We start from the raw sequence: 26,551 nt of genomic DNA, 5'->3' as shown, positions 1-26,551 counted from the left end.
GCGACCGGCGACGTCGTCCGGCGGGCGGCGTAGGACGAGGAGGGCAGCGGACGTGACCACGGCCATCGGCGCGAAGGTGTTGGAGCGGTTCCCGGCGGGGTCCCCGCGCGGATCCTGGCCCGCGGAGGAGTACGCGGCACGCCGCCGCGCCGAGGGGGAGCCGGCCACCGTCGTGATGGACCTGGAGTCGGATGCCTTCCTCGTGGTCGTCCCGGCGGACGGCGACTGAGACCGGCACCGTTCACGCAGCAACGCGGCGTGTCCTCCCGGCTCGTACCGAACCAGGAGGGCGCGCCCGGTTCTTCCGGGGTGCCTTCGGTGAACGGGCCGGTCCGGGATACGAGATGAGCCGCGTTTTCCTTGACGGCCCTCGGCCTCCACTGCCACGATCCATGGCATGACCATGCGACTGGACCTCACGCGGCGACGCCACGTCGACCTCGCACGCGTCTCCAGCGCTTCCTGTCGCGCCGCAGCCTGAGTCTCCCGGCTCGCCGCTTCCCCTCACCGCCTTTCCCTCCACCGGCCTTCGTCCGCCGTGTCGGCGGCATGCCCTGAGCGGTGATGTTCCCCCGCCTGAATTCGGCACCCTCGCACGCCCGTTGAACGAGGCGTCCCCGAATTCGGCGGTTCCTCGCGCAGTCGTGCCTTCTCCAGGAAATGAGAGCCCATGGCCACCGTCCTGTCCGTCTCCGGCAGCCCCTCCGCCTCCTCCCGCACCAGCCGACTGCTGCGCCACCTGGACAAGCGGCTGGCGGCCCAGGGGCATGACGTGATCCCGCTCGACGTCCGCACCATCCCCGCCGAGGCCCTGCTCGGCGCCGACTTCCGGCACCCCGCCATCGTCGAGGCCACCGAACTGTTCGCCCGGGCCGACGGCGTCGTCATCGGCACACCCGTCTACAAGGCGTCCTACTCCGGTGTCCTGAAGGCCTTGCTGGACCTGCTCCCGCAGTACGCCCTCACCGGCAAGACCGTGCTGCCGCTCGCCACCGGCGGCAGCGTCGCCCATGTCCTGGCCATCGACTACGCCCTGCGCCCGGTCCTCAACTCCATGGGCGCGGACCACATCGTGCAGGGCTGGTTCACCCTCGACAAGCACCTCACCGCGCACGAGGACGGCTCCCTGACCGTCGCGCCGGACGCCACCGAGGCCCTGGACCAGGTGGTCGACCAGTTCTCCGCGGCGCTGGGCCGCACCCCGCTGCTGGCCGTGGCGGGCTGACACCACCCGCCGCCGCACGTACGTTCCCCCCGATCGGAGTCACCCGTGTCCCTCACCTTCCACTGGTTCCTGCCCACCAACGGCGACAGCCGGCATGTCGTCGGCGGCGGTCACGGCACCCCGGCCACCGCGTCCGGGCGGGACCGGCCGCCGACGGTCGCCTACCTGAGCCAGATCGCCCGGGCCGCCGAGGAAGTGGGTTTCGCGGGAGCCCTCACGCCCACCGGTGCCTGGTGCGAGGACGCCTGGCTCACCACCGCGATGGTCGCCCAGCACACCGAACGCCTGAAGTTCCTCGTCGCCTTCCGGCCCGGATTGATCTCGCCCACGCTCGCCGCGCAGATGGCCGCCACCTTCCAGCGGCAGACCGGCGGGCGGCTGCTGCTCAACGTCGTCACCGGCGGTGAGAACAAGGAGCAGCGCGCCTTCGGTGACTTCCTCGACAAGGACGCCCGTTACCGCCGCACCGGTGAGTTCCTGCAGGTCGTACGGGAGTTGTGGGAGGGCGGCACCGTCGACCTGCGGGGCGAGCACGTCCGGGTGGAGGAGGCGGCGCTGGCCCGGGTGCCCGATCCCGTGCCCGAGGTGTACTTCGGCGGCTCCTCGCCCATCGCGGGAGAGATCGCCGCCCGGCACGTCGACGTCTACCTCACGTGGGGCGAACCCCCGGCCCAGGTCGCCGAGAAGATCGCCCGGATCAGGTCGCTGGCCGCCGCCCAGGGCCGCACCCTGCGCTTCGGTATCCGGCTGCACGTCATCACCCGCGACACCGCCGAGCAGGCCTGGGCCGAGGCCGACCGGCTGCTCGACGGCTTCGATCCGGAGACGGTGGCGTCCGTGCAGGCCGGTCTCTCCCGCAGCGAGTCCGAGGGGCAGCAGCGCATGCTCGCCCTGCACGGCGGCCGCCGAGACCGCCTGGAGATCCACCCCAACCTGTGGGCCGGCATCGGCCTGGTGCGCGGCGGGGCGGGTACCGCCCTGGTCGGCAGCCACGACGAGGTCGCCGAGAGGATCAAGGAGTACCACGCCCTGGGCATCGACGAGTTCATCCTCTCCGGCTATCCGCACCTGGAGGAGGCTTACTGGTTCGGCGAGGGAGTCCTGCCGCGCCTCGCCGCGCAGGGACTGTGGCGACACCCCGCGGGCCGTCGGGACACGCCCGCCGCCGCGGCCCCCTTCGTGCCGGTCGCGAGCTGACACCCCGCCGCATTCGTCACCGGAGATCAACCCTGGTGCGGCGCACGGGCGTCCTGGTCATCGAGTGGGCACGACCGCCCCGCGGTGACCAGGAGGCACACACATGAAGCAGCGCGCCGCACGCACCGTCTCGATCGCCCTGGCCGTGGCACTGTCCGTCGGCACGGCGGCACTGGCCCCGGCAGCGCAGGCGGCGGATCGGCAGCACGGCCACGAGGCCACCCGGACCGCGTTACGCGCGCTGGTCGAGAAGGGCGGACTTCCCGGAGTCGCGGCCAAGGTCCGTGACGGGCAGGGGACTTGGGTCGGCACGGCGGGCCACGCGGACACCGCGACCGGCCGCGAGCGGTCGGCCGGCGAGCACTTCCGCGGTGCCAGCATCACCAAGACGTTCGTCGCGACCGTCCTGCTCCAGCTCGAGGCGGAAGGCAGACTGGACCTGGACGACACGGTCGAGCGATGGCTGCCCGGACTGCTGCGCGGCAACGGCTACGACGGCGGCAAGGTCACCCTGCGCCGGCTCCTCAACCACACCAGCGGTATCGCCAACTACACCGACGACCCCGCCTTCCTCCACAACAGCGCGGGACCCGGCTTCCCGGAGCACCGGTACGACACCCACACGCCCGAGGAGCTCGTGGCGATCGCTCTGCGGCGCCCACCGCAGGCCGGCCCGGAGAGCGAGCCGTCGTACTCGAACACCAACTTCGTCATCGCGGGCATGGTCATCGAGAAGGCGACGGGCCGCAGTCACGCCCAGGAGATAACCCGGCGTATCCTCCGGCCGCTGAAACTGCGCGGGACGTCGTTCCCCGGCATGTCACCCCACATGCCGAAGCCCCATCCCGTCGGCTACTCCCGGCTTCACCAGGACGCCCCCGGCGCCGAGATCCACGACGCCACCGAACAGAACATGACCTGGCTCGGCGCGGCCGGCGACGTCATCTCCACCAGCGGCGACCTCAACCGGTTCCAACGGGCTCTGGTCAAGGGCCACTTGCTGCCCCAGCGGCAGATGAAGGAGATGTTCGAGGAGGTTCCGGCCGGGCACGGCACCGGGTACGGACTCGGAATCGAGTTCGCGCGGTTGTCCTGCGGGGTGAAGGTGGTGGGCAAGAGCGGCCGCACGAACGGCTCCCTGTCCGCGATGGTCGGCACCCCGGACGGCGAACACCAGCTCACGTTCAACATCAACGGCGACTGGCTTCCGAGCTCCTCACTCTACGTCGACGTCATCGAAGCGGAGTTCTGCGGGAAGACCCCGTCCCGGACGCCTGCCGTGCCCGGCCTCGGCTAGCCGGACGCCAGCGAGCCGAGGTGCGTCCGGCGTGCCTCGGCCGTCTGGCCCTGCACCAGCAGGAACATCCCCTCGCGCGCCAGCCGTTGCGCCCGGCTGCCCAGGTCCATGGCCCGGCCGCCCCCGGCCACGATCGCCGCGGTCGTGGCCGCGCGCAGGAGGTCGTACGCGCGCGTCTTCACGGCCAGGCGTTCCGGGACGCAGTCATGCGAGGCGGGCCGGTCGGCCAGGGCGTAGGCATCCGTGCGGACCTCGTCGAGCCGGGAGCGCAACGACCGGGCCGTGTCCCGGCCGTCCGGGGTCTGCGCCACCAGGTCCAGCGCCGCGTACGCCACCCCGAACACGGCCGGACTGGCGTTGGCGGCCCGGGGCAGGTCGACCTGGGCGAACTCCTCCTGCGAGGTGCGCAGTACGACGGCCTCCTCCGGCAGCCACAGGCCGTCCAGCCGCAGGGACACCGTACGGGCGGCGGTCAGGGCCGCGAGCCGCATGGGCGCCGACGGCGTCAGCCCCGGCTGCTCGCGGGCCTCGGCGAACCCGAACACCACCTCGGCCGTGTCGGTCACCCCGGCCAGCAGCATCACGTCGTTCAGACCCCACCCCGTGTACCAGGGCACCCTTCCCTCGAACCGCCAGCCGCCCTCCTGCCGGACGGCCCGCACCGGCACCCGGGGGAAGGCGCGGACATGGGCGAAGGCGATGCCGGCCATCTGCGCGCCGGTCGCCAGCGGACGCAGGAGCTTCTCCCGGACGGGCGAGTCGTGGGTGGCGAGCAGCTTCACGGGTGTGTGGTGCTGTGTCTGCACGAACCAGGTGGAGCAGCACGCCCCGGCCAGGATCTCCGCGGTCTCCCGCGCCACGGCCACGGGCGCGTCGGCGCCGCCGTACTCCTGCGGCGCGACCACCCCGAGCAGCCCGGCCCGCTTCACCTCCTCCACGTGGCTCGCGGGCACCCCCTCCTGGTCGACGCGTTCGGCCTGCGGGAGGAGGAGATCGCGCGCCAGCCGCTGTGCGTGGGTGACGAGAGGGTGCGGTGTGGTGGTCATGGGGGGATTCTCGCGGCCGGGCGGCGCGGGGTGCGGATCCGGGGGTGTGTCGGCCGCTTCCTCGCGGTCAGCGCGGCGCGTCCAGCTCCGTGAGCACGTCGAAGTCGAGCCCGTCGGCCCGCGCCAGGTAGATCCGCTGGCGCACATGGGCGTCCCGCAGGTGCAGCAGCCCGCGCGGGCCCTCGTACGACACCGCCCCGGCTCCCGCCGTCGCGCCGATCGCAGAGACGTCCAGCGTCCCGGCCCGCCTCAGCAGCGCGGCCAGCAGCAGCACCCCCTCGTAGCAGGACTCGCCGAGGCTGCCGAGGGCGGGCGCCTGGACGCCGTAGCGCGCCGCGTACTGCCCGTGGAAGTCGAGGGTGTCGCGATTGGCCAGCGAGGCGAAGAACCCGGCGGTGCTGTAGAGGTCCTCCGTCGCCTCGGGGCCACTCGCCACCAGCATGTTCTCGTCCATCAGCGTGCTCAGCCGCAGACAGCGCGCGGGCAGGCCGTATGCCGCGAACGCCCGGTTGAAGCGCACCGCGTCACTGCCGACGAGCAGCATCAGCACCGCGTCGGCGTCCGAGCGCTCGACGCGGCGCAGCACCGGCTCGAAGTCCTCGGTGCCGAACGGGAGATAAACCTCACCGGCAATGCGTCCGCCGCTGTCCCGGGCGTAGTCGCGGGCCGAGCGGGCCGTCTGCCGTGGCCACACGTAATCGTTGCCCACCACGAACCAGCGTCGCACCCCGCGCTCGCGCGCCAGCAGCTCCATCGCCGGCCGGAGCTGTTCGCGCGGGGTCTCGCTGGTCATGAAGACCCCCGCCGTGTCCTCGCCGCCCTCGTACAGCGCGGTGTACACGTACGGGACGCGGTGCGCGACCCTCGGCGCCAGCGCCTGCCGTACAGATGAGATGTGCCAGCCGGTGACGCCCTGCACGGCGCCCAGGTCCACCAGGGCCTCGACCTCGTCCGCGATCCCGTCGGGCGGGCCCGAGCCGTCGACCGGCACCAGCCGCAGCTCCCTGCCGAGCACGCCGCCGTCCCGGTTGACCTCCTCGGCGGCCAGCCGGGCGCACAGCTCGCAGGTGGGCCCGAAGATCCCGGCCGGGCCCCGCAGGGGGAAGACGAGGGCCACGCCGAGCACGGAGTCGTCGGCCGTGAACCACTCGCGCCCTGGGAGGTGGTGCCGGAACATGGCGTCATGATTCCGGCTCCATCGGACGAACTCCAGTGCGTCTCCTACGATGGACACCCCTCGTGACCTAGGAGCAGGGATGCCCAGCCCCACCCCGCGTCGTCCCGACGACCTCGTGCAACTGCTGACGCGGGCCGAACGGCTGGCGGCGCGGCGTTTGCAGGGTGTGCTGGAGGCGGAGGGCTGCTCGCTCGACGCGTGGCGGGTGCTGGCCGCGCTGTCCGACGGCGAGGGGCACCACATGACGGGGCTCGCCGAGGCCGCTTTCCTGCCGCCTCCGACGCTGACCAAACTGGTCGACCAGCTCGTCGACCAGAACCTGGTGCACCGCAGGGTCGATCCGTTCGACCGGCGCCGTGTCCTCGCCCATCTCACCCCGCGCGGCGAGGAGTACCGGCAGCGCGTCGACCGCGCCGTCCGTGCCGACTGGCCGCCGCTCGACGACGGCGACGACGACCTGCTGCGCTCCCTGCTGGACCGGCTGGCGGCGACGCTGGAGGGCTCGGCGCACGTGTGAGCCCGTCGCGAGGCAGGGCGGACCGTCATCCGGCGCGAACTCGGCAGGTCTGTACCCGAGGCGTCCGTCCCCGGCAGGTCTGCCCCTGACTGGTCTGTACCTGACTGGTCTACACCCTTGACTGGTACAGACCAAAGCGGTTGAGTGTGCCTCCCAGCCCCCCACCACGGCCGCCCCCAACGCCGTGACCGAACCACCGGCGCGTGCGGTCAAGGGTCTGCTTCACCCTGCCCGGTCAGGGTGCGGTCGTGCTCCGCGAAGGAGTTGAACCCGTGTCGAGACGCCGCATCTCCGCAGTCCTGGCCACCCTCGCCCTCGCCGGCACCGCGCCGGTACTCCTGCCCGCCACGAACGCCTCGGCAGCCGCGTGCTCGAGCTATCCGAACTGGACGGCCGGGAAGTCGTACGCCGCCGGCGACATCGTCCGCTACACCGACGGCAAGGCGTACATCGCCGAGCACGCCAACCCGGGTTACGACCCGGTCATCAGCACCTGGTACTGGGAGCCGTACGCCTGCGACAACGGTCCCGGCACGCCGAACGCGCGCTTCGTCGTGAGCGAGGCGCAGTTCAACCAGATGTTCCCGAACCGGAACGCGTTCTACAGCTACAGCGGCCTCACCGCGGCCCTGAGCGCCTACCCCGGCTTCGCCAACACCGGCAGCGACACGGTGAAGAAGCAGGAGGCCGCGGCCTTCCTCGCCAACGTCGGTCACGAGACCGGCGGCCTGGTGCACGTGGTGGAGCAGAACACCGCCAACTATCCGCACTACTGCGACTGGAGCCGGCCCTACGGCTGTCCGGCCGGGCAGGCCGCCTACTACGGGCGTGGCCCGATCCAGCTGAGCTGGAACTTCAACTACAAGGCGGCGGGCGACGCGCTCGGCATCGACCTGCTGAACAACCCCTGGCTGGTGCAGAACGACTCGGCCGTCGCCTGGAAGACGGCCCTGTGGTACTGGAACACCCAGACCGGCCCCGGCAGCATGACCCCGCACAACGCCATGGTGAACGGTGCCGGTTTCGGCCAGACCGTCCGCAGCATCAACGGCTCCCTGGAGTGCGACGGCAAGAACCCGGCGCAGGTGCAGAGCCGGGTGAACAACTACCAGCGCTTCACCCAGATCCTCGGGACGTCACCCGGCGGCAACCTGTACTGCTGACGCCGGGCCGGCCGGCGTGGTGTCATGCGGGATGTCATGGACCTGACTGATTGACGAAGGGCCTCCCTCATGCGCCTACGCACCCCCCACGCCCTGACCGCCACGGCCGCGGCGCTCGCCGCCGCGGTCATGGCCCCCCAGCCCGCTGCCGCCGCCGCTCCGGCTGCGGGCACCTACTACGTCCAGAGCGTCACGACCGGGCTCAACGCGGCCGACAACGGCGGAGCGGTCGAGCAGCACAGACCCCGGGGCAACGAGGACCGGCAGCAGTGGCGGCTGAAGCCGAACGGCTCCACGCATCTCCTGGAGAGCACCGACGCCCCCGGCAGCTGCCTCGGCCGCAACGGTGACCAGGCCGCGACCGTCGCCTGCGCGAGCGCCGACGCCCCCTGGGAGATCACCCCGCTCGACGCCGACCGCTACACACTCAGGGTTCCGGGAACCGCCCGCCACCTCACCGTGGCGCCCAAGCCCTCCGGAGCCGACTTTCCCGCGCGCCTGACCCTGGGAGGCGCGGGCGACCTCGCGGCCTGGTACCTGACCCCGGTCGCCCCCGTCACCGGGCCCATGCCCCCGCCGGACCGTCGCACCCTGGACCAGGTCACATTCCTCACCACGCACAACGCGTACGCCAACGGCGTCGACGGCGGCTTCGCCCCGCCCTTCGTCAACCTCGTGCCCAATCAGACCCGCGGCATCCGGCAGCAACTCGCCGACGGAGTGCGCGGATTCATGCTGGACATCCACCAGACCCCCGACGGCGCGATCCTGTGTCACAACAGCTGCACCCTCGTCAGCAGGCCCGTCGCCCTGTGGGTCGACCTCCAGCGCATGGTCGACTTCCTGAAGGCCCACCCCGACCAGTTCGTCACCGTCTTCCTGGAGGACTACGTCGACCCGGCCGTCCTGCGCGCCGAACTCGCCCGTGTCGACGGCCTGTCGGACGTGCTCTACCGGCCCGACCTCGCCGGCGTACGGCACAGCGGCTGGCCGACGATGACGGAGCTGGCCGCCGCCGGCGACCGGCTGCTGATCTTCACCGACCACAGTCGCTCCGCCGACCAGGCCGCGGGACTGACCCGGGACAGCTTCGGGGTCATGTACCAGCGGGAATGGACCGTCGAGAACTACTGGTCGATGGGCTCCGGCGTCGGCACCTCCGACTGGTCCTGCTACAGCCGCTGGTACGGCGGCGACACCAGCATCCCGCTGACCCGCACCGAACCCGGGTTCCGCCCGCTGTTCGTCATGAACCACTTCCGTGACGTCCCCCTCGCCGGCACCGCCGGCACGGACAACACCAAACTCGCCGACCGCGCCCAGAGGTTCTGCCAGCCGGCCGCCCGGAAGAAGCCCAACTTCCTCGCCGTGGACCACTACGACCGCGGCAACCCGGCCTCCGCCGTCACCACGCTCAACTCGTACACGTACCCGTAAGCCGTTTCACTGGCCCGAGCGCCGTGTGTGAGACTCCGCCGATGAGCTCACAGAAGATCACCGCGGAGAGCGCGGGCACCTGGAAACTCGGCGACCTGCCCGTCCACCGCCTCGGCTTCGGCGCGATGCGGCTGACGGGCAGTGCCGCCTTCCACCACGGCACACCGAGCGACCGCGACCGGTCGATCGCCGTCCTGCGCAGGGCGATCGACCTCGGCGTCAACCACATCGACACGGCGGCCTTCTACTTCTCGTCGCTGCGCTCCGCCAACGAACTCATCAACAGCGCCCTCGCGCCCTACCCCGACGACCTGGTCATCGTCACCAAGGTGGGCCCGTACCGGGCCTACGACGGAGAGTGGGGCACCTCGGCTCGCCCCGAGGACCTGCGCGGCCACGTGGAGGAGAATCTGCGCCAGCTCGGCCGCGACCACCTGGACGTGGTCAACCTGCGCCGGATGCCGAAGTACGACTCCGTCGCCGAGCACTTCGGAGCCCTCGCCGAGCTGCGTGACGCGGGCCTGATCCGGCACCTCGGCATCTCCAACGTGACGTCCCGCCATCTCGCCGAAGCCCGGGCCATCGCACCCGTGGTCTGCGTCCAGAACCGGTACGCCCTCGACCGACCCGACCAAGACGCCGACGAACTGCTCCGCGTCTGCGGCGCCGAGGGCATCGCCTTCGTGCCGTTCTACGCCGTCGCCGGTGAGGCCGGTGAGCAGGGCGCCACCACCGCCCACGACGATGCCGTCCGCGCCGTCGCCCGGGCCCACGGCGTGAGCCCCGCCCAGATCCGCATCGCCTGGACGCTGCACCAGGGTCCCCACGTCCTCGCCATACCCGGTACCGGCAACCCCGACCACCTCACGGAGAACGTGGCGGCGGGCGCGATCCGCCTCACCGACGAGGAACTGAAGCGGCTCGACTCGTGTCGCCACCAGGCCGGTTGAGCGATCTCTACACGGCCCAGACGCCCTCCCGCATGAGGTGCCTGCGGGGCAGCTCGTGCTGCTCGCACCACGCCTGCACCGCCCGCGGCCGCACCCGGAAGAACGCGTACGACGCGTGGTCCGTGCGCGGATCCCAGCCGGTCTTCGCGTGAAACGCCTCGGCCGCCGCCGACGGCACCTCCCGCATCGGGTAGGTCCGCACCTCACCGTCGACGAGCACGACGTCCCGGGTGTCCCCGAAAGCCAGCCGGGCCTTGCCGCCGTCCCGCAGGTTGCGGCCGGTGGGGTTGGTCAGCCGGGTGCACAGCCACACCGCCTCGTCGTGCCACACGAACCACAGCGGCACCAGGCAGGGGCTCCCTCCGGCATCCGCCGTCGCGACCCAGATGTCGGTCTCCCGCTCCAGGCGGCCCAGCAGGTCGGTCTTGCGCTGCTCGGGGGTGCGGGGTGGCTCGGTGATCGTCATGCACGCGACGGTAGCGAGCGGCGGCGCCCGGCGCCTCGGGCCACGGTCCTAGGCCGGGGCCCAGAACTTTCGTCCGGCGCCCAGGACCGCGAGACCTAGTAGAGGATCGAGGGCAGGTAAGCCCCGTCGGGCCGGTTGTACAGGCCGATGGTCATCAGGCTCATCAGCTGTACGACCTTGAGGCCGTTGGAAAGGCACCACCTGAGCAGCGCGCTGTCGCCCGCGGGTACGAGGATGCCCGGGCCGCCGAACTGCGGGGCCGCTGCGATCAGGGCCTGGAGGTCCGGGGCGCTCTCGCCCACGGCGTGTGCGAAGAAGGCCAGGTCGGTGGCGTATCCCGTGACCCGTCCGGCACGCTCGACGACCCGGGCGGTGCCCTGTTTGAGTGCGTCGGCGACCTCGCCGCCACGGTCGACGCCGTGGACCTGCCGGCACACGTCGTTGCAGGCGCCGAGGTCCGCGTCCGTCGCCTCCCGCACCTCGTACCCGGGCATCGCACGCAGGATCGGCGGGCCCTGCACGCAGGCCACCGTGGCCCGGTGCACGAAGCCCAGGCTCACGTACAGGGAGAAAGACCTGTTGTGGTAGCCGCTCTGCAACAGCCGGATGCCCGGCGCCCCCCGCTCGTCGGCCCGCTCCATCACGGCCAGCATCAGGCGGCGGCCCACGCCCGCGTTCTGCACGGTGGGGTCGACGGTGACGGGCCCGACCCCGACGACGGTCGAGCGTTCGTCGAGGAAGTTGCTGCCCACGATCCGCCCGTCGAGCTCGGCGACGACACTGTGGAAGCCCGGGTGGGTCAGGGCTCCCTCGATCAACGCGACACCCACGTCGGGGCTCGGGATGTCGGGTGGGAACGCGTGCTCCTCGGCGATGCCGGCGAAGGCCTCGTAACAGATCCTTCCGCACTCTGCGGCATCGTCCGCAGTGCCCGGGCGCAGTATGAGATCCACGATCGCCATCCCTTTCTCAGTACACCCCGCACCCCTCGCTTCCATCCTGTGCGCCTCCCGGCCGGGGCGCATCCGGCACGGCGAGAGGACCCTGGGCCGCCGGAGACTCAGGGCCGGCCAGGTATTGCGCCCGGCCCTCACCCAGCGACCAGTCGGCCGACTCGTTCTCGGTCAGCACGACGAACACGTTCCGCGGCTCGGTGCCCGCGTACGCGTGGGCGAGCTCGGCGGTGCGGCGGTACAGCGCCTGCTTCCGGGCGGGCGCACGACCCGAGCGCAGGGTGATCGCGATGTAGACGATGCCCTCGTCGCGGTGTACGCCGAGGTAGTCGTCGTAGCGCAGGGTGCCGCTCGTGCCGTCGTGGTCCACGAGGACCTCCGGATGGGGCTGAATGGTCTGTACATACTAGTAGTTACAGTACTGTCGGCGAAAGCCGCCCGAGTAGTTGGCATCCGTCGAGTTTTACGTATAACCTCACCGGTCAACCGCCCGCTCCGAGAGGCCCCGATGAGACGTATCGCCCTGGTCACCCTCGTCGTCGACGACTACGACGAGGCGATCCGCTTCTACACCGGCGCCATCGGCTTCCGGCTCGCCGAGGACACGCCCCGGCCCGACGGATCCCGCTGGGTCGTCGTCGAACCCGGCACCCCGGGGTCCGGCACGGGTCTGCTGCTGGCCCGCGCCAAGGGGGAGACCCAGGCAGCCCGGGTCGGCGACCAGACCGGCGGGCGGGTCGGCTTCTTCCTGCACACCGACGACTTCACCCGCGACCACGCCCGTATGACCGCGGCGGGCGTGACCTTCCTGGAGGACCCGCGGCGCGAGGCCTACGGGACCGTCGCCGTCTTCCAGGACCTGTACGGCAACCGCTGGGACCTGCTCCAGCCCGCCGGCTGACCTCCCCGCCCCTCAGAACCACCCGCCCGAGGAAAGACCGCCATGACTGCTACGCGCGTAGACGCCGACCTGATCCGCCGCCTCCCCAAGGTGGTGCTGCACGACCACCTCGACGGCGGTCTGCGCCCCGCCACCGTCGTGGAGCTGGCCGAGGCGGTCGGCCACACCCTGCCCACCACCGACCCGGACGAGCTCGCCGCCTGGTATTACGAGGCCGCCAACTCCGGCGACCTGGTGCGCTACATAGCCACCTTCGAGCACACCCTCGCCGTCATGCAGACCCGCGAGGGCCTGCTGCGCACGGCCGAGGAGTACGTGCTCGACCTGGCCGCCGACGGTGTCGTGTACGGCGAGGTCCGCTACGCCCCCGAGCTGAACACCAACGGCGAGCTGACCATGGCCGAGGTCGTGGAGACCGTCCAGGAGGGTCTGGCGGCGGGCATGGCCAAGGCGGCCGCCGCGGGCACGCCGGTGCGGGTCGGCACCCTGCTGTGCGGGATGCGGATGTTCGACCGGGTGCGCGAGGCCGCCGATCTGGCCGTGGCGTTCCGCGACGCCGGTGTCGTCGGTTTCGACATCGCCGGTGCCGAGGACGGCTTCCCGCCCGCCGACCACCTCGCGGCCTTCGAGCACCTGCGGCGTGAGAACGTGCCGTTCACCATCCACGCCGGTGAGGCGCACGGCCTGCCCAGCATCCACCAGGCCCTGCAGGTCTGCGGCGCCCAGCGCATCGGGCACGGTGTGCGGATCACCGACGACATCCCGGACCTCGCGTCCGGCAAGCTCGGCCGCCTCGCGGGCTGGGTGCGCGACCGGCGCATCGCCCTGGAGATGTGCCCGACGTCCAACCTCCAGACGGGCGCTGCCACCTCGATCGCCGAGCACCCGATCACCGCGCTCAAGAACCTCGGCTTCCGCGTCACCCTCAACACCGACAACCGCCTGGTGTCGGGCACCACGATGACCCGCGAGATGTCCCTGCTGGTCGAGCAGGCGGGCTGGACCGTCGCGGATCTGCGCACGGTCACCGTCAACGCCCTGAAGAACGCGTTCATCCCGTTCGACGAGCGCAACGCACTCATCCGGGACGTGGTGCTGCCCGGTTACGCCGCCGCGCTCTGAAGCAGCCCCCGCAGGTAGGCGGCCTGTCCGACGTGCTGGAGGTCGTCGGACAGGACGCTGACCAGCCGGACGCCCAGGGTGACCGGTGGGTCCCAGCGCTCGTCGATGACGCGTTCCAGGTCCTTGGCGGCGAGGCCCCGCAGGGCCTCCAGACTCTGCTCGTGCACGGCGTCGTGGTAGCCGGACAGCAGATCCGCCGAGTCGACCCGGACCCGGGCGACCTTGGCGGGGCTGTGCCCGTAGCCCGTGTCGCGGCGGGAGAGGTCCAGTCCGAAGCGTTTCTCCCAGTCCTGGGACAGCCACACCTGGTCCAGGCCGAAGGCGTCGGCCATGTGGTCGTCCTGGACGCGGGTGAGGTGCCAGACCAGCCAGGCGATCGAGTTGGTGTCGGGGGAGGGGCGGGCGCTGAGCTCGTCGGGCCCGAGCCCCTCGACGGTGGCGTGGACTTCTTCGCGGATGCGGTTGAAACCGTCGATGAGGATGTCCTTCGCATGCATAGCTCCACCATCGCGCATCGCCGGGGATCACGCGCCGGGGAGTGCGCGCCTCGGATCACGCGAAGGGGACCACACGCGGGAGGGCACACGCGGGCGGTCACGCGTCGGGAATCCAGCTCCCGTGGAAGCCCAGCGGCACCCGGCCCGGGAGATGGATCCGGGCCACCGGCTCCCCGGTGAAGTCCTGGGCCGAGATGATCACCAGGTCCGACGCCCCGCGGTCGGGGTCGTGCACGTACGCGATCGCGTACCCGTCGTCCTCCGCGGCCCTCCCGTCGCGTGGGTCGGACGGCACGAAGACGGCCTCGCTCGCCGCCGCGCCCGGGGGCAGCCGGTGGACCTCGGACGTGCCGCGCAGCAGGTCGTGCTTGATGAGCGCGTTGGCGAAGGCCCGGTCGGGCGGGGTGCCGTCTACCGCCTGGTAGGCGAGCGACATCTCCGCGGCCGCGGCCGCGTAGCCGTACCGGTGCCGGCGGGACACCAGCGCCTCGTTCACCCGCGGGAACTCCTGGGGGCGGTCGTCGAGGGTCCTGGTCCGCACCCGCCCGTGCCGCAGGTCGATCGTCCAGCGGTCGAGACGGGGGGTGCCCGCCGTGTGGGGACCGCCCGAGCCGTTGCCGGCCACGAGGAACGGCGCGTCGAAGTTCGTCGTGTCGACGACGATGTGCGGCCCCTCCTCGTACGCGTTGAGCGTGTGCGAGTAGTAGACCGGGTCGACCTCGAACCAGCGCACCGCGCCGCCCTCGCGGGGCAGCACGCCGACCCGGGCCGGATGCCGGTCGTTCCAGACGTAGGGCACGATGTCGCCGCGCTCGGCGCCCGCCGGGTCGAAGGTCACCGGCATGTCGAGGATGACCACGTGGTGCTCGGTGAGCGCGAAGTCGTGGATCATCGGCGCGTCCGCCACCGGGATCCTCGTGGTCCGCACGACCCGGCCCGACGGTCCGACGACCAGGTGCCGGACGTGGTCCCACGTCGGGTAGTAGGCGATCGCGTGCAGCTCGCCGGCCTGCGCGTCGAACTTCGTGTGCGCGGTGAGCGGGCCCTTGAGGGTGCCCCGGAAGTCGTGGGTGCCGACGGTGTTCAGCTCGTCGTCGAGTGCGTACGGCAGCGGCCCGCTCTCCTGGAGCGCGAGGATCCGCCCGCGGTAGGGGATCACATGGGTGTTGCAGGGGAAGTCGTCCGGCGGCACGGGACCCGGGTAGGGCTCGCCGAGCTTCTTCGCCACCTGGGAGGAGCGCACCCAGCGGTTGCGGTACCACTCGGCCCGGCCCTCGCGCAGCCGCACGCCGTGCACCATGCCGTCGCCGAGCATCCAGTGGTGGGCGCGCGGGTCCTCCAGGCCCAGGACGTTGGGGCCGTTGCGCAGGAAGCGGCCGTTCAGTTCACGCGGAACGCGGCCGGTGACCGGGAGGTCGAAGGCCGTGAGCTCCTCGGTGACCGGCTCGAACGCGCCCTCCAGGAACGGGAAGCGCCGTGGAGCCGAGGGCGCCGCCACGGCCGGCCGCACTGCCGTGCCGGTGCCGACGAGCGCCCCCGCCGCCGTGACCGCCGCGGCGCCGCGCAGTACGTTCCGTCGTGTGTGATCCGTCATCTCGCCCACTCCTGACCGCAGTCGCCTTCGGGAACGGTCACGAGTCTCGTGCGCGGGACGGATCGGGTCAGGAGGGCTGGACACCCTCCTGGGGTGGTGTCAGGCCCCCTGTTTTCAGCAGGGCCATCAGCGCCCGGGCCGCCGGACTGGTCGCCTGCTCGGGCGGCAGCAGGGCAACCGTCTCGTACACGGCGTCTTCGGCACCCTTCACCGGCAGGGCGGCCAGCGAGGCGCGCTTGTGCCGGAAGTGGCGCGGCACGACGGCGATGCCGAGATCCTCGTCCACCAGGTCGAGGAGGCTGTGCACGTCGTTGACCTCCAGGGCGACGCTCCGGCGGACGCCCGCCGCGGCGAACGCGGCGTCGGTGGTGCGCCGCGGCCCCCAGTCCGGGTGGAAGTCGACGAAGACCTCACCGCCGAGATCCTCCGGCGTCACCGCGGCCCCGGCCGCCGCGAGCCGGTGGCTCGGATGGCACAGCACGGTCATCGGCTCGCAGGTCAGCGGCACGGTCCGCAGCTGGTCGGTATCCTCCTGGGCGGCGCGCACCGCGAACGCCAGATCCAGACGCCCGGCCGCGACGTCCTCCGCGAGGGCCCCCGAGCCCGCCTGCCGCAGACAGATCTCCACATCCGGATGGCGCCGGCGGAAGGCCGCCAGCAGCCCCGCCACGTGCACCCCGGCGATGCACTGCTCGGAGCCGAGCGCGAGCATCCCGCGCAGCACGCCCTGCACCGCGGCCACCGCCTCGTGGGCCGAGCGGACCTGCGCGAGGATCCGCTCCGCCTCACCGAGCAGCGCCCGTCCGGCCGGGGTGAGCGTCACCCGGCGGGTCGTGCGCACGAACAGCGGCGTCTGCAGCTCCCGCTCCAGGGCCCGGATGGACGCCGACAGGCCCGACTGGGACACCAGGAGGCGTTCCGCCGCGCGGGTGAAGTGCTGGTCCTCGGCGACCGCGACGAAGTGCTGCAGGTGACGCAGTTCCATGACTGAGAAGCGTAGCCGCTGAATTCCATCGGATTCTTCTGTTGGACGCATGGGCGCAGGTCACGACAGAGTGGACACCGGTTTCCTCCCGACTGTGCCAACCCCTCTGGAGTCGCGTTGTACACCGCACACCCCGACCGCTACGCGGACATGCCCTACCGGCGCACCGGACGCAGCGGTCTGAAGCTCCCCGCGCTGTCGCTCGGCCTGTGGCACAACTTCGGCCCGGACCGGTCCGTCGAGATGCAGCGCGCCATCCTGCGTCGTGCCTTCGACCTCGGAGTCACCCACTTCGACCTCGCCAACAACTACGGCCCGCCGCCCGGAGCCGCCGAGTCCGCGCTGGGCGAGTTCCTGAAGACGGACTTCGCGCCGTACCGCGACGAGCTGGTGATCTCCACCAAGGCCGGCTACCTGATGTGGCCGGGGCCGTACGGCGAGTGGGGCTCGCGCAAGTACGTGCTGTCCTCGCTGGACCAGAGCCTGAAGCGGATGGGTCTCGACTACTTCGACATCTTCTACTCGCACCGCCCCGACCCGGACACCCCGCTCGAGGAGACGATGGGCGCCCTGCACTCGGCGGTGCAGCAGGGCAAGGCGCTGTACGTCGGTGTCTCCAACTACTCCGCCGAGCAGACCCGCGAGGCCGCCCGCATCCTGGGCGAGCTGGGCACGCCGCTCCTCATCCACCAGCCGCGCTACTCGATGCTGGACCGCCGTCCCGAGGACGAGGGCCTGCTCGACGCCCTCGACGAGCTCGAGGTCGGCTCCATCGTCTTCTCCCCGCTGGAGCAGGGGGTGCTCTCCGCCCGCTACCTGGACGGCATCCCCGAGGGCTCCCGGGCCGCGAGCGACAGCCCCTTCCTGAACTCCGACGCCCTCACCGAGGACCTGGTGGGCCGGCTGCGCGACCTGAACGACATCGCGAAGTCCCGCGGCCAGACCCTGGCCCAGCTGGCCCTGGCCTGGGTGCTGCGGGGCGGCCGGGTCACCTCCGCGCTGGTCGGCGCGAGCAGCGCGCGGCAGATCGAGGACAGCGTCGGCGCGATCGCCAACCTGGACTTCGACGCGGAGGAGCTGGCCCGGATCGACGCGATCGTCAAGCAGTAGCGGGCCTCGTGTGCCCGGGGGCGTCCGCCTCCGGGCACACCGGCCGGGGCGCGGGTCCGTGACCTGGTCCGGACGACGCCCCCTACGAACTGATCCGCTCCTCGAGGTGCACGGTCACCCTGTCGCCCTCCTCCTTGCCGATGGCTTTGCGGATGCCGGCCTTCACGGGCAGCTTGTGCGTGCCGTCCCCCAGGGCCATGAAGGAGCTGCGGAAGGGGTGCCCGTCGATCGTCCCGCGGACCTTGACCAGGCCACGGGTGCCGAAGAACGCGACGGACCGGGGCCAGACCAGATAGGTCCAGCCGCCCTCGGCGGGGCTCTTGCGCAGGACCGCGGTGAACTCCGCGTCCAGTTCTCCCGTGCTCGCCATGACGTCCTCCGGTGCTCGGCTGCCGTTCCCACATCCACAGGGACAGACCGCCGGACACCGGAGAACTCATCGCGGGCGCCGGATTCACGCCCCGACGGGCACCCGGTCCAGGAAGCCGAGCACGGTCCTGATCCGGCCCTGCCCGTCCAGCGTGATCACATCCGACCCGGCGACCGGTGCCGAGCCGTCGGCCGCGCTCACCAGCTCCCACGAGAAGCGGGCGATGTCGTGATGCCCGTCGACGCCGCCGGTGAGCCGGAACTCGAACCCCGGGAACTGCTCCCGGGCCGCCGCGATCACTGCGGTGATCCCCTCGTGGCCGCTGACGTCGGCCAGCGGATCGGTGTAACGGCCGTCCTCGGTCCAGGCGGCAGCGACCGCCTTGGCGCGTGCCGCCGGGTCGTCGGCGTTCCAGGCCTCGAAGTAGCGGGCCACGGCGTCCTCGTGGCGGTGGGCGGTTTCGGACATGGGCGATCAGCCTCCGGAAAGGTCGTCAACGCTGGTCAGGAGCCGGGTTCCGCGCTCTGCCGACCCGGTACGACCACCTTGCCCGCACCCGCCGGGACCGTCGATTACCTCCGGAGTCATGGGCCGTCGCCACCACTCGCCGGATTTCGGCCAACTCGTGGTGTGAATATGCCAGGAGAGTGGCCGGAAAGTCGTGGTGACAGTGATTCAGTAGTGAACATACTGACCTGCGAGAGCGCTTTTCACATCGAGCGACGGCGCCCTCACGCACAGCACGCGAACCGCAGAAGGGGCGAGGCCGGCCGGCAGACGGGCAGGGCAACGGGGGAGGGTCACGTGCACGACGAGTTTCTGTGCCACGTCACGGCGTACGGAGTCTGCGACGGCCGCCGGATCGGAGTCCCCCTCGGCACCTACCGGGCGCCCACCCTCGCCCTCGCCCTGTGGTGGCTGCGCGACCGCGCCTCCTGGATCGCCCAGCGCCTCGACCCCCGGCCGGACGCCGAACACTTACCACCGGGCTCGCTCGTGCCGGTCGCCCCCACCGTGCCCGACGTGCCCATGCTGCTGCGCGCCTGGTGCGCCGATCCCGCCCAGCAGGAGCGGGTCGCCGAGGAGTTGGCGGCCGGACGGCTGGTGCGCATCGCCACCAGCGACGACACCACCGAGTACGAACTGCTCGCCGAGTCCGTGGACGCCCTTCGGATGCAGCGCACCGCCCCCTTCGTCGGCATCACCGTCGGCTGACCTCCGGCCCTCCTCGCCCAGGCGCACACCAGGCCATATCGGTAGAATCTTGACCATGGCTCAACCCTCGGTAGCACCAGAGCTCGTCCTGGAGACGGAGACGGGCACCACCGTGATGATGCCGGGCCGCGACTACCACGTGGGGCGCGACCCGTTGTGCGACATCGTCATCGACGACGACCGGGTCTCCTGGCACCACGCGGTGCTGAAGCCCGAGGACGGTCACTGGACCATCGAGGACGAGGACAGCACCAACGGCACCTACGCCGACGGCCGCCGCATCCGTGAACGGGACGTCGGACCCGGCAGCGTCATCCGCTTCGGCAACCCGGCCGACGGACCCCGCATGATTCTGACGGGACGCCCCGCCCCCGCCGCACCCGGGCCGGAACGCCCCTCCGCCGTCTCCATGCCGGCCCACACCGGCACCTACCGGCGGCCCACGACCGTACGGCCGTTGCCCTCCCGCACGGTCCGCATCGGCCGCTCCACCGACAACGACCTGGTCATCGACGACCTGGTGGTCTCCCGCCGGCACGCCGAACTGCGGGCCCTGGCCGACGGAACCTACGAGATCACCGACCTGGGCAGCCACAACGGCACCTACCTCAACGGCAGCCGCGTCACCAGCGCCCCCGTCGGCCCGGGTGACATCGTCGGCATCGGCCACTCGGCCTTCTGCCTCGTCGGCGACCAGCTCCAGGAGTACGTCGACACCGGCGAGGTCTCGCTCGACGTGCAGGACCTCGCCGTCAGCGTGGACCGTGGCCGCAAGACGCTGCTGGACCACGTGTCCTTCCCGGTGGGGGAGAAGTGCCTGCTCGCCGTCGTCGGCCCGAGCGGCGCCGGCAAGTCCACGCTCCTCAACGCCCTCACCGGTCAGCGGCCCGCGGGCCACGGCACCGTCCTGTACGACGGCCGCGACCTCTACCGCGACTACGCCGAACTGCGCCAGCGCATCGGCCTGGTACCGCAGGACGACATCCTGCACGCGCAGCTGACCGTCCGCAAAGCCCTCTCCTACGCCGCCGAACTGCGCTTCCCGCAGGACACCGCCAAGGCCGAGCGGCGTGCCCGGGTCGACGAGGTCATCCGCGAACTGGGCCTTCAACAGCGCGCCGACCAGCACGTGCACAGCCTGTCCGGCGGCCAGCGCAAGCGTGTGAGCGTGGCACTGGAACTGCTGACCAAGCCGTCGCTGCTGTTCCTCGACGAGCCGACCTCCGGCCTCGACCCCGGCATGGACCGCTCGGTGATGCACATGCTGCGCGGCCTCGCCGACGACGGCCGGACCGTCATCGTCGTCACCCACAGCGTGCTCAGCCTGGACGTGTGCGACCGGCTCCTCGTCCTCGCGCCCGGCGGGAAGATCGCGTACTACGGGCCGCCGGAGGAGGCCCTGCCCTTCTTCGGCTTCGAGGAGTGGCCGGAGGCCTTCGAGGCCTTCGAACGGGACACGGACCGGGACTGGGCGGGGCAGTACCTCGCCTCGCCCTTCCACGGACGGTACGTGGCCGACGCCTCCGTCCAGCCCCAGCGGCCCCGCTCCGAGCCCGTCGTCATCACCGCCCCGCCCCGGCCGCGCAGCCGCGGCGCCCAACTCGGCACGCTGGTACGCCGGTACGCGGCCGCGCTGAGCGCCGACCGCACCTTTCTGATCATCATGATCGCCCTGCCTTTCGTCATGGGCGCGATGGCCCGCGCCCTCGCGGGCGGCAAGCTGACCCTCGACACGGCGATGAACGCGCTGCTCATCCTGTGTGTCGGCGCGGTGCTCACCGGGGCCGCCAATGCCGTGCGCGAACTCGTCAAGGAACGTGTGATCTACCAGCGCGAACGGGCGGTGGGCCTGTCCAGATCGGCGTACCTGATGTCCAAGGTCATCGTCCTGGGCGTCATCACCGTGCTCCAGGCGGTGGTGCTGACGCTGGTCGCCCTGCTCGGCGTGGACCTCGGCGCCCCGGGCGGCGAGGGCGTGCTGATGCCGCCCCTGGTGGAGATCACGGTCGCCGTCGCCCTGCTCGCGTTCACGGCCATGATGCTCGGCCTGCTCGTCTCGGCCCTGGTGCGCAAGGAAGAGGTGACGATGCCGCTGCTGGTGCTCATCGCCATCGTCCAGGTCGTCTTCTGCGGGGCCCTGCTGAAGCTGGCCGACACGCCGGGGCTCGAGCAGCTGGGCTGGCTGGTGCCGGCGCGCTGGGCGCTGGCCGCGATGGCCGGGACCGTGGGGCTCGCCCGGATCGTTCCCGACGACCTGACGAAGGACCCGCTCTTCGAGCACGCGGTGGCCACGTGGCTGCTGGACGTGGGGATGCTGGTCGTGCTGTCGGTGCTCTTCGGGTTCCTCGTGTCGAGGCTGCTGCGTCGGCACGAACCGGCCGTCATGCGGAAGTAGGGAGCGCCGATGACGACCCCCGTATTCCGGCCCACGCACGTCGTCCCTCAGCACGGGATGCCCGCCTGGGAGGCCCCCGACCCGGCCCGGCCCACCGTGGACCTCGACCCCCTGCTGCCGGTGCAGCTGCTGGAGCGGCAGGGTGACTGGGGGCACGTGCTGTGCTTCAACGGCTGGTCGGCCTGGGTCGACGGCCGCCGTCTGGTCGCCGTACCGCAGGATCCGCCCGCCGCGGACGGGCCGCTCACCCGCGCCGCGGATCCGCGGCCGCTGCTGGGGCGGGCACAGGAAGCCCTGGCGCGCTACCGCTCCGCGGTGGAGGAGCTCGCGGCCGGCCTCGACCGGGAGTCGTTCCGCACCCGCACGCACGGCACGCGGATCGGCGTCGTCGTCGACGGTGAGTCCGTGTGGCTCTACGACTCCGCCCACGGGCACTGGGTGTACGCCGACGGAACCCGGATGACCACGTACGCGACGGACGAGACGCCCGAAGCGGAACCGGCGTCCCGCCCGGTCGAGGCGCCCGCGCGTCCCCCGGCGCGGGTGGTACCGCCCGAGGGCCCCGCCGAACCGTCCCGTGCGCGACAGGCCCCCGGCCCGGCCGAGTCACCCCCACCGGCACGGAGCGCGCCCGCCGGGCCTACGCGAGTGGTCCCACCCGAGACGCCATCACCGGCGGCGGTGGCCCCGCCCGAGGCGCCCTCGCCCTCAGCAGCGACCCCGTCCCAGGTCCCCGAACCGACGACGGAGGCCGTGCCCTCCGAGGCTGCGGAGCCCACGCGGGTGATGACTCCGGCTGCTGCTGAGCCGACCCGGGTGGTGCCTCCGGAGGGGCCTGAGCCGACCCGGGTGGTGGCGCCTGCGGAGGGGCCTGAGCCGACCCGGGTGGTGGCGCCTGCGGAGGGGCCTGAGCCGACCCGGGTGGTGACGCCTCCGGAAAGGCCCGAGTCGAAGGGGGTTGCTCCTGCCGAAGCCCCGGAGCCCACGAGAGTGGTGGCGCCGGAGGTCTCCGAGTCCGCACGGGCGGAGGGCCCGACGCCTCCCGAGCCCACCCGGGTGGCTGATGCTCCCGAGCCCACCAGGGTCGTCACCGCCGATGTCCCCGAGCCCACCCGGCTCGTGTCCCCGGAGGACGGGCAGGGCGAGGGTGAAGGCGAGGGGGATGAGGAGCGGCCGGGCGCGGCGCCGCCCACGCGGGTCGTGGGGCAGGAGCCCACCCGGGTCGTCTCGCCCGAGGGTGACGGGCGTTGACCCGCCAGACGAGCCTGTTCTCCGGGCGGCCCTCCGAGCTGGTCGGGCAGCAGATCGCCGGGTACCGGATCGAGCAGGAGATCGGGCGCGGCGGCATGGCCGTCGTGTACCGGGCCCGCGACCTGCGTCTGGAACGCACCGTCGCCCTGAAGCTGCTCGCCCCCGAGCTCGCCCGCAACGACACCTTCCGCCGCCGCTTCACGCACGAGTCGCGGGCCGCCGCGGCGATCGACCACCCGCACATCGTGCCGGTGTTCGAGGCCGGCGAGACGGACGGCGTGCTGTACATCGCCATGCGGTACGTCCCCGGCAGCGACCTGCGGCACGTCCTCGACCGCGAGGGCCCGATGCCGCCCCCCACCGCCCTGCGGGTCGCCGCCCAGGTCGCCTCCGCACTCGACGCGGCCCACGATCACGGACTCGTCCACCGGGACGTCAAGCCGGGCAACATCCTGGTGGCCCGCGGCACCGACAGCGACCACCCCGAGCACGTCTACCTCACCGACTTCGGCCTGACGAAGAAGTCCCTGTCCCTGACCGGCTTCACCACGGTCGGCCAGTTCGTCGGCACGCTCGACTACGTCGCCCCCGAGCAGATCTCCGGCAAGCCGGTCGACGCCCGCTGCGACGTGTACGGCTTCGCCTGCGTCGTCTTCGAGACCCTGTCCGGCCACCCGCCCTTCCTCCGCGACGACGACATGGCCCTGCTCTGGGCCCACCAGTACGACGAACCGCCCCCGCTGACCGAGGACCGGCCCGAGCTCGGCCCGCGGGTGGATCCCGTCTTCGCCCAGGCCCTCGCCAAGAGCCCCGACGACCGCTACCCGTCCTGCCTCGCGTTCGTGGCCGCACTGCGCGCCGCGACGACCGGCGGCGAAACCGGCACCCCCAGGACGCCCACGCGCGTGGACCGGCAGCTGCCGGGCACGGGGGAGGAGCGGCCCAGGCAGCCGCCCCGCTGGGCCGAACCGGTCTTCGTGCAGCGGATGTAGGGCGCGGCGTCAGCTCTCGCCGCCGGTGCCCACCTCGCCCCGCCGCCGTACGCGACGCGCCAGCAGTGCCCCGGCGAACCCGGCAGCCAGCCCCCAGGGGACGGCCAGGCCCACGGCACCCCACAGCTTGGGTCTCAGGAACAGCTCGCCTCCCAGACCGCCGCCCAGATCACCGATGCCCAGCACGGACAGGCCGAAGTGCGCGGAGATCCGCCCGACGAGGCAGATCGTGAACACCGTGAGCATCAGGGCGAGTGCCATGTGCACCGCGTGCTGCCAGGCCCGCACCCGGGCCGGTGACCGGGCCGCCATCACGAACGCGGCGGCCAGCAGCAGCACGATGTCGACGACCAGCAGCCACCACACCCGGCCGTCGTGCTCGGCGAGGGTCCGCAGGTTCAGCTCGGAGACGTCCGGGGTGCGCAGCACCTCGTCGAGCACATGCGGCATGGGCAGCCCGAACGGTCCCTCCACCCTGCCGTTCCAGGTGGCGCCGAGCCCGATCGTCAGCGCCAGCCACACCAGGTTGGGGATGCCCAGCAGGATCACCGCGAACGTCTCCCGCGCGTGCCCCTTGGCCACCGCGACGACCAGGGCGACGATCACACCGATGACGACGCAGGCCAGCAGCAATGCGACCATCGCGTACGCGGCCGGCCGCACCGAAGCCTGAAAGCGCAGCAGTCCCGCGGGCAACGGCGCCCCGCGTGACACCAGCAGCGCCAGCACCAGCACGCCGGCCAGCCACACCACGCCGACGAACACGGACAGGGGGACGTCGGTCGTGAAGCCGACCTCGGGCGAGGCGCCGAACAGGTCGCCGAGTTCGCCGAGCGTGTCGTCCCCGAGGGGGATGTCGAAGGTGTGGCGGGCCGCGAGAGTCAGGCCGATCAGCGCGATCAGCCACAGGGCCGCCACCCGGCCGGCCCAGCCGGCCAGCTCCGCCGCGCCGGCGACCGCCCGATGCCGCAGCGGCCGCAGGAACCCCCAGGCGAGCACCAGCGCCCCGGTGAGCGTGACCGACAGCGGAATCACCGTCAGGCCCGCCTGCGTCGAAGCGAGGTCGCCCGCGCTTCCGGTGAGCTTCACCGTGCCGCCGACCGCGGTGACCACGGTGGCCGCGACGACGGGGCCGAAGGACCCGTCCGGAAGGTCACCGGCCCCGGCCGCCCACAGGCCCAGGGCGGCCACCACCGCCATGGCGAGCAGCCCGGCGAGCACCGTGACGAGGGCATGCGCCCAGCCGTGGCGGGACACGGCAGGCTCGCCGGAGGTACGTGCCGGGCCGGAGGGGGTGCGCGAACTCACGGTGTCACGCTAAGCAGCCCCCGTGCAGGGCGCCTGCCGGAGAGGTCCGTCCGCGTCGGCTTGCGGGGCGCACGGGACCGGGGCACACAATGAACCCGTAGTGGAAAAAGCGGTAGACACCGGGATGAATCGTCCGTGGTGTGTGAAGGCCGCAGAGAACCCACGCGGGAGAAGAGCTCGTGAGCGTCGATCCACCGTCGTCCGGTCGCCCCACAGGACCTCCCTCGGGCCCGCTGTCGGGCCCCTCGCAGCCACCCTCGGGTGGTGGCCCGCCGTCGGAACCGCCGAGCGGAGGCGGCGAGGAGCCGGAGCCCCGCCGCCCGTGGTGGGGCTCCGTACCCCGGGTCGCGATCATCGCCACCGCCGTGGTGGCAGCCGTGGTCCTGGCCGTGGTGCTCTCCCGTCCCGACGGCGGCGGCAGCGGCGCGTCCGACGGCGGCACCAGCACGTCCACCGGTGAGGTCTTCCTCCAGCCCGCGGCCGACACGGGCCCGGACGAGTTCACCGAGTCGACGGCCCAGGAGGACAGCTCCGCCTCCCCGGTCACCCCCTCGGGGGCCACCGAGTCGGCCCCGCAGAACGCCGTACGAGGCGTGAACGGCGACGCGCCGGGCCTGTACGGCGGCACCCGCAACGTCGCCAGCTGTGACGTGGAGAAGCAGATCACGTACTTCGAGGACGCCCCGGACAAGCAGCGTGCGTTCGCCTCGGTCGTCCGGATCCAGCCGTCCGATGTCCCCGCCTACCTGCGTTCGCTCACCCCCGTGCAACTGCGCATGGACACCCGCGTCACCAACCACGGCTACAAGAACGGTGCCGCGACCAGTTATCAGGCGGTCCTCCAGGCCGGCACGGCCGTCCTCGTCGACGACCGCGGTGTGCCCCGGGTGCGCTGCGCCTGCGGCAACCCGCTGACCCCACCGGTCGCCCAGCAGAGCGCGCCGAAGACGACCGGCGCCCCGTGGCCGGGGTACAAGGCGTCGAACGTCGTCGCGGTGGCGCCCGCGCCGGAGCCGGTGGACGTCTTCGTGATGTGCGAACCCGACGGCGAGTGGTTCGAGCGCCAGGCCGGCGACACGGGCAAGAAGGACCACAAGACGAAGAAGCCCGACAAGCCGTCCCCGTCCGCGAGCGTCACCACGCCGACGGCACCGACCGGCTCGACGTCGTCGAAGCCGCCCACGAGTGAGCCGCCGACCTCGGACTCGGACACGTCGGGGCCGACGACGCAGGAGCCGCCGTCGTCCGACTCCCAGCCGTCGCCGCCCGACAGCAACACCGGGACCGACACCGGGAGCGACACCGGGAGCGAAACCGGCGGTGGCACGACGGACCAGGCCCCGGCCTCCTGACCCGGCCTGCTCACGCGGCGCGGACCGCCCG

General features: G+C 72.1%; 27 protein-coding genes and 1 pseudogene. 17 read left to right on the top strand and 11 right to left on the bottom strand.

The genetic code is table 11. The features are described 5' to 3' along the window. Positions 1-64 precede the first annotated feature (64 nt). The 5 genes from ABTX60_RS28295 to ABTX60_RS28275 all read left to right on the top strand — a co-directional run bounded on the left by ABTX60_RS28295 (position 65) and on the right by ABTX60_RS28275 (position 3,719). On the top strand, positions 65-229 hold the full coding sequence (locus ABTX60_RS28295) for a DUF8839 family protein (RefSeq protein WP_502992414.1): 165 nt from the start codon (positions 65-67) through the stop codon (positions 227-229). Between the two features lie 168 nt (positions 230-397). After that, positions 398-481 carry a putative leader peptide gene (locus ABTX60_RS28290; RefSeq protein WP_350710819.1) on the top strand — a complete coding sequence of 28 codons (84 nt, stop codon included), beginning with the start codon at positions 398-400 and terminating at the stop codon, positions 479-481. A 189-nt stretch (positions 482-670) separates the two neighbouring features. Beyond that, positions 671-1,225, top strand: a complete 555-nt coding sequence (ssuE, locus tag ABTX60_RS28285; RefSeq protein WP_352099834.1) for an NADPH-dependent FMN reductase — start codon at positions 671-673, stop codon at positions 1,223-1,225. Between the two features lie 45 nt (positions 1,226-1,270). Continuing rightward, a complete protein-coding gene (locus tag ABTX60_RS28280) occupies positions 1,271-2,422 on the top strand; it encodes an LLM class flavin-dependent oxidoreductase (protein WP_352099833.1) in 1,152 nt (383 codons plus the stop codon). Between the two features lie 103 nt (positions 2,423-2,525). Beyond that, a complete protein-coding gene (locus tag ABTX60_RS28275; RefSeq protein ID WP_352099832.1) occupies positions 2,526-3,719 on the top strand; it encodes a serine hydrolase domain-containing protein in 1,194 nt (397 codons plus the stop codon). On the opposite strand, the gene ABTX60_RS28270 is transcribed toward ABTX60_RS28275, so the two are convergent. Together ABTX60_RS28270 and ABTX60_RS28265 are read right to left on the bottom strand one after the other, a co-directional pair. Then, the gene (locus ABTX60_RS28270) at positions 3,716-4,765 is read right to left on the bottom strand and encodes an acyl-CoA dehydrogenase family protein (RefSeq protein WP_352099831.1); all 1,050 of its coding nucleotides are present in this window, start codon (positions 4,763-4,765) and stop codon (positions 3,716-3,718) included. The genes ABTX60_RS28275 and ABTX60_RS28270 overlap by 4 nt on opposite strands. A 67-nt stretch (positions 4,766-4,832) precedes the next feature. Next, positions 4,833-5,942 carry a substrate-binding domain-containing protein gene (locus tag ABTX60_RS28265; RefSeq protein WP_352099830.1) on the bottom strand — a complete coding sequence of 370 codons (1,110 nt, stop codon included), beginning with the start codon at positions 5,940-5,942 and terminating at the stop codon, positions 4,833-4,835. Between the two features lie 79 nt (positions 5,943-6,021). Here ABTX60_RS28265 and ABTX60_RS28260 point away from each other — a divergent pair, with 79 nt between their 5' ends. The 4 genes from ABTX60_RS28260 (at position 6,022) to ABTX60_RS28245 (ending at position 10,009) form a co-directional block, all read left to right on the top strand. Further along, the gene (locus tag ABTX60_RS28260) at positions 6,022-6,459 is read left to right on the top strand and encodes a MarR family winged helix-turn-helix transcriptional regulator (RefSeq protein WP_352099829.1); all 438 of its coding nucleotides are present in this window, start codon (positions 6,022-6,024) and stop codon (positions 6,457-6,459) included. Between the two features lie 272 nt (positions 6,460-6,731). Beyond that, entirely contained in the window at positions 6,732-7,622 is an 891-nt protein-coding gene (locus ABTX60_RS28255) for a glycoside hydrolase family 19 protein (RefSeq protein WP_352099828.1), read from the top strand. Positions 7,623-7,691: 69 nt separating this feature from the next. Continuing rightward, positions 7,692-9,059 carry a phosphoinositide-specific phospholipase C-related protein gene (locus tag ABTX60_RS28250; protein ID WP_352099827.1) on the top strand — a complete coding sequence of 456 codons (1,368 nt, stop codon included), beginning with the start codon at positions 7,692-7,694 and terminating at the stop codon, positions 9,057-9,059. Positions 9,060-9,100: 41 nt separating this feature from the next. Continuing rightward, positions 9,101-10,009, top strand: coding sequence for an oxidoreductase (locus tag ABTX60_RS28245; RefSeq protein WP_352099826.1), 909 nt, complete (start codon positions 9,101-9,103; stop codon positions 10,007-10,009). 7 nt (positions 10,010-10,016) lie between these two features. Here the strand turns inward: ABTX60_RS28245 and ABTX60_RS28240 are convergent, their stop codons facing one another. The 3 genes and pseudogenes from ABTX60_RS28240 to ABTX60_RS28230 all read right to left on the bottom strand — a co-directional run. Next, positions 10,017-10,475: a pyridoxamine 5'-phosphate oxidase family protein gene (locus ABTX60_RS28240; protein WP_352099825.1), complete on the bottom strand. Its 459-nt coding sequence runs from the start codon at positions 10,473-10,475 to the stop codon at positions 10,017-10,019. 95 nt (positions 10,476-10,570) lie between these two features. Beyond that, the gene (locus tag ABTX60_RS28235; RefSeq protein ID WP_352099824.1) at positions 10,571-11,437 is read right to left on the bottom strand and encodes a GNAT family N-acetyltransferase; all 867 of its coding nucleotides are present in this window, start codon (positions 11,435-11,437) and stop codon (positions 10,571-10,573) included. A 7-nt stretch (positions 11,438-11,444) separates the two neighbouring features. Then, positions 11,445-11,807 (bottom strand): annotated as a pseudogene (locus ABTX60_RS28230) (tautomerase family protein); the annotation flags it as partial. Positions 11,808-11,936: 129 nt separating this feature from the next. Here ABTX60_RS28230 and ABTX60_RS28225 point away from each other — a divergent pair. Next, the gene (locus tag ABTX60_RS28225) at positions 11,937-12,329 is read left to right on the top strand and encodes a VOC family protein (RefSeq protein ID WP_352099823.1); all 393 of its coding nucleotides are present in this window, start codon (positions 11,937-11,939) and stop codon (positions 12,327-12,329) included. A 42-nt stretch (positions 12,330-12,371) separates the two neighbouring features. Next, positions 12,372-13,451, top strand: coding sequence for an adenosine deaminase (locus tag ABTX60_RS28220; RefSeq protein ID WP_352099822.1), 1,080 nt, complete (start codon positions 12,372-12,374; stop codon positions 13,449-13,451). Here the strand turns inward: ABTX60_RS28220 and ABTX60_RS28215 are convergent. The 3 genes from ABTX60_RS28215 to ABTX60_RS28205 form a co-directional block, all read right to left on the bottom strand. Next, the gene (locus ABTX60_RS28215) at positions 13,433-13,948 is read right to left on the bottom strand and encodes a mycothiol transferase (protein WP_352099821.1); all 516 of its coding nucleotides are present in this window, start codon (positions 13,946-13,948) and stop codon (positions 13,433-13,435) included. The genes ABTX60_RS28220 and ABTX60_RS28215 overlap by 19 nt on opposite strands. A 97-nt stretch (positions 13,949-14,045) precedes the next feature. Next, positions 14,046-15,542 carry a carotenoid oxygenase family protein gene (locus ABTX60_RS28210; protein WP_352099820.1) on the bottom strand — a complete coding sequence of 499 codons (1,497 nt, stop codon included), beginning with the start codon at positions 15,540-15,542 and terminating at the stop codon, positions 14,046-14,048. A gap of 67 nt (positions 15,543-15,609) precedes the next feature. Beyond that, positions 15,610-16,527: a LysR family transcriptional regulator gene (locus ABTX60_RS28205; protein WP_352099819.1), complete on the bottom strand. Its 918-nt coding sequence runs from the start codon at positions 16,525-16,527 to the stop codon at positions 15,610-15,612. A 117-nt stretch (positions 16,528-16,644) separates the two neighbouring features. On the opposite strand from ABTX60_RS28205, the gene mgrA reads away from it, so the two are divergent. After that, positions 16,645-17,637 carry an L-glyceraldehyde 3-phosphate reductase gene (mgrA, locus tag ABTX60_RS28200; RefSeq protein ID WP_352099818.1) on the top strand — a complete coding sequence of 331 codons (993 nt, stop codon included), beginning with the start codon at positions 16,645-16,647 and terminating at the stop codon, positions 17,635-17,637. An 82-nt stretch (positions 17,638-17,719) separates the two neighbouring features. Here mgrA and ABTX60_RS28195 read toward each other — a convergent pair whose 3' ends face one another. Both ABTX60_RS28195 and ABTX60_RS28190 read right to left on the bottom strand, forming a co-directional pair. Next, a complete protein-coding gene (locus ABTX60_RS28195; protein WP_352099817.1) occupies positions 17,720-18,007 on the bottom strand; it encodes a DUF1905 domain-containing protein in 288 nt (95 codons plus the stop codon). An 84-nt stretch (positions 18,008-18,091) separates the two neighbouring features. Then, the gene (locus ABTX60_RS28190) at positions 18,092-18,475 is read right to left on the bottom strand and encodes a nuclear transport factor 2 family protein (protein ID WP_352099816.1); all 384 of its coding nucleotides are present in this window, start codon (positions 18,473-18,475) and stop codon (positions 18,092-18,094) included. 336 nt (positions 18,476-18,811) lie between these two features. On the opposite strand from ABTX60_RS28190, the gene ABTX60_RS28185 reads away from it, so the two are divergent. The 4 genes from ABTX60_RS28185 to ABTX60_RS28170 are packed head-to-tail and all read left to right on the top strand — an operon-like array spanning position 18,812 to position 23,860. Further along, positions 18,812-19,222: a hypothetical protein gene (locus ABTX60_RS28185; RefSeq protein ID WP_351642770.1), complete on the top strand. Its 411-nt coding sequence runs from the start codon at positions 18,812-18,814 to the stop codon at positions 19,220-19,222. Between the two features lie 55 nt (positions 19,223-19,277). Beyond that, a complete protein-coding gene (locus tag ABTX60_RS28180) occupies positions 19,278-21,617 on the top strand; it encodes an FHA domain-containing protein (RefSeq protein WP_352099815.1) in 2,340 nt (779 codons plus the stop codon). A gap of 9 nt (positions 21,618-21,626) precedes the next feature. Next, complete coding sequence (locus ABTX60_RS43305) at positions 21,627-22,868, top strand: hypothetical protein (RefSeq protein ID WP_502992411.1); 1,242 nt, start codon at positions 21,627-21,629, stop codon at positions 22,866-22,868. Continuing rightward, entirely contained in the window at positions 22,865-23,860 is a 996-nt protein-coding gene (locus ABTX60_RS28170) for a serine/threonine-protein kinase (RefSeq protein WP_352099814.1), read from the top strand. The genes ABTX60_RS43305 and ABTX60_RS28170 overlap by 4 nt, the downstream gene beginning before the upstream one ends. Before the next feature lie 9 nt (positions 23,861-23,869). Here ABTX60_RS28170 and ABTX60_RS28165 read toward each other — a convergent pair whose 3' ends face one another. After that, positions 23,870-25,168: a streptophobe family protein gene (locus tag ABTX60_RS28165; RefSeq protein ID WP_352099813.1), complete on the bottom strand. Its 1,299-nt coding sequence runs from the start codon at positions 25,166-25,168 to the stop codon at positions 23,870-23,872. Positions 25,169-25,347: 179 nt separating this feature from the next. Here ABTX60_RS28165 and ABTX60_RS28160 point away from each other — a divergent pair, with 179 nt between their 5' ends. Continuing rightward, a complete protein-coding gene (locus ABTX60_RS28160; RefSeq protein WP_352099812.1) occupies positions 25,348-26,520 on the top strand; it encodes a DUF6777 domain-containing protein in 1,173 nt (390 codons plus the stop codon). The last annotated feature ends 31 nt before the right edge of the window (positions 26,521-26,551 follow it).

This window comes from Streptomyces sp. NPDC126510, assembly GCF_040302345.1.
Lineage (GTDB): Bacteria > Actinomycetota > Actinomycetes > Streptomycetales > Streptomycetaceae > Streptomyces.
Note: the sequence above shows the minus strand (reverse complement) of the source record. Positions and strands in the feature narration are given on the sequence as shown.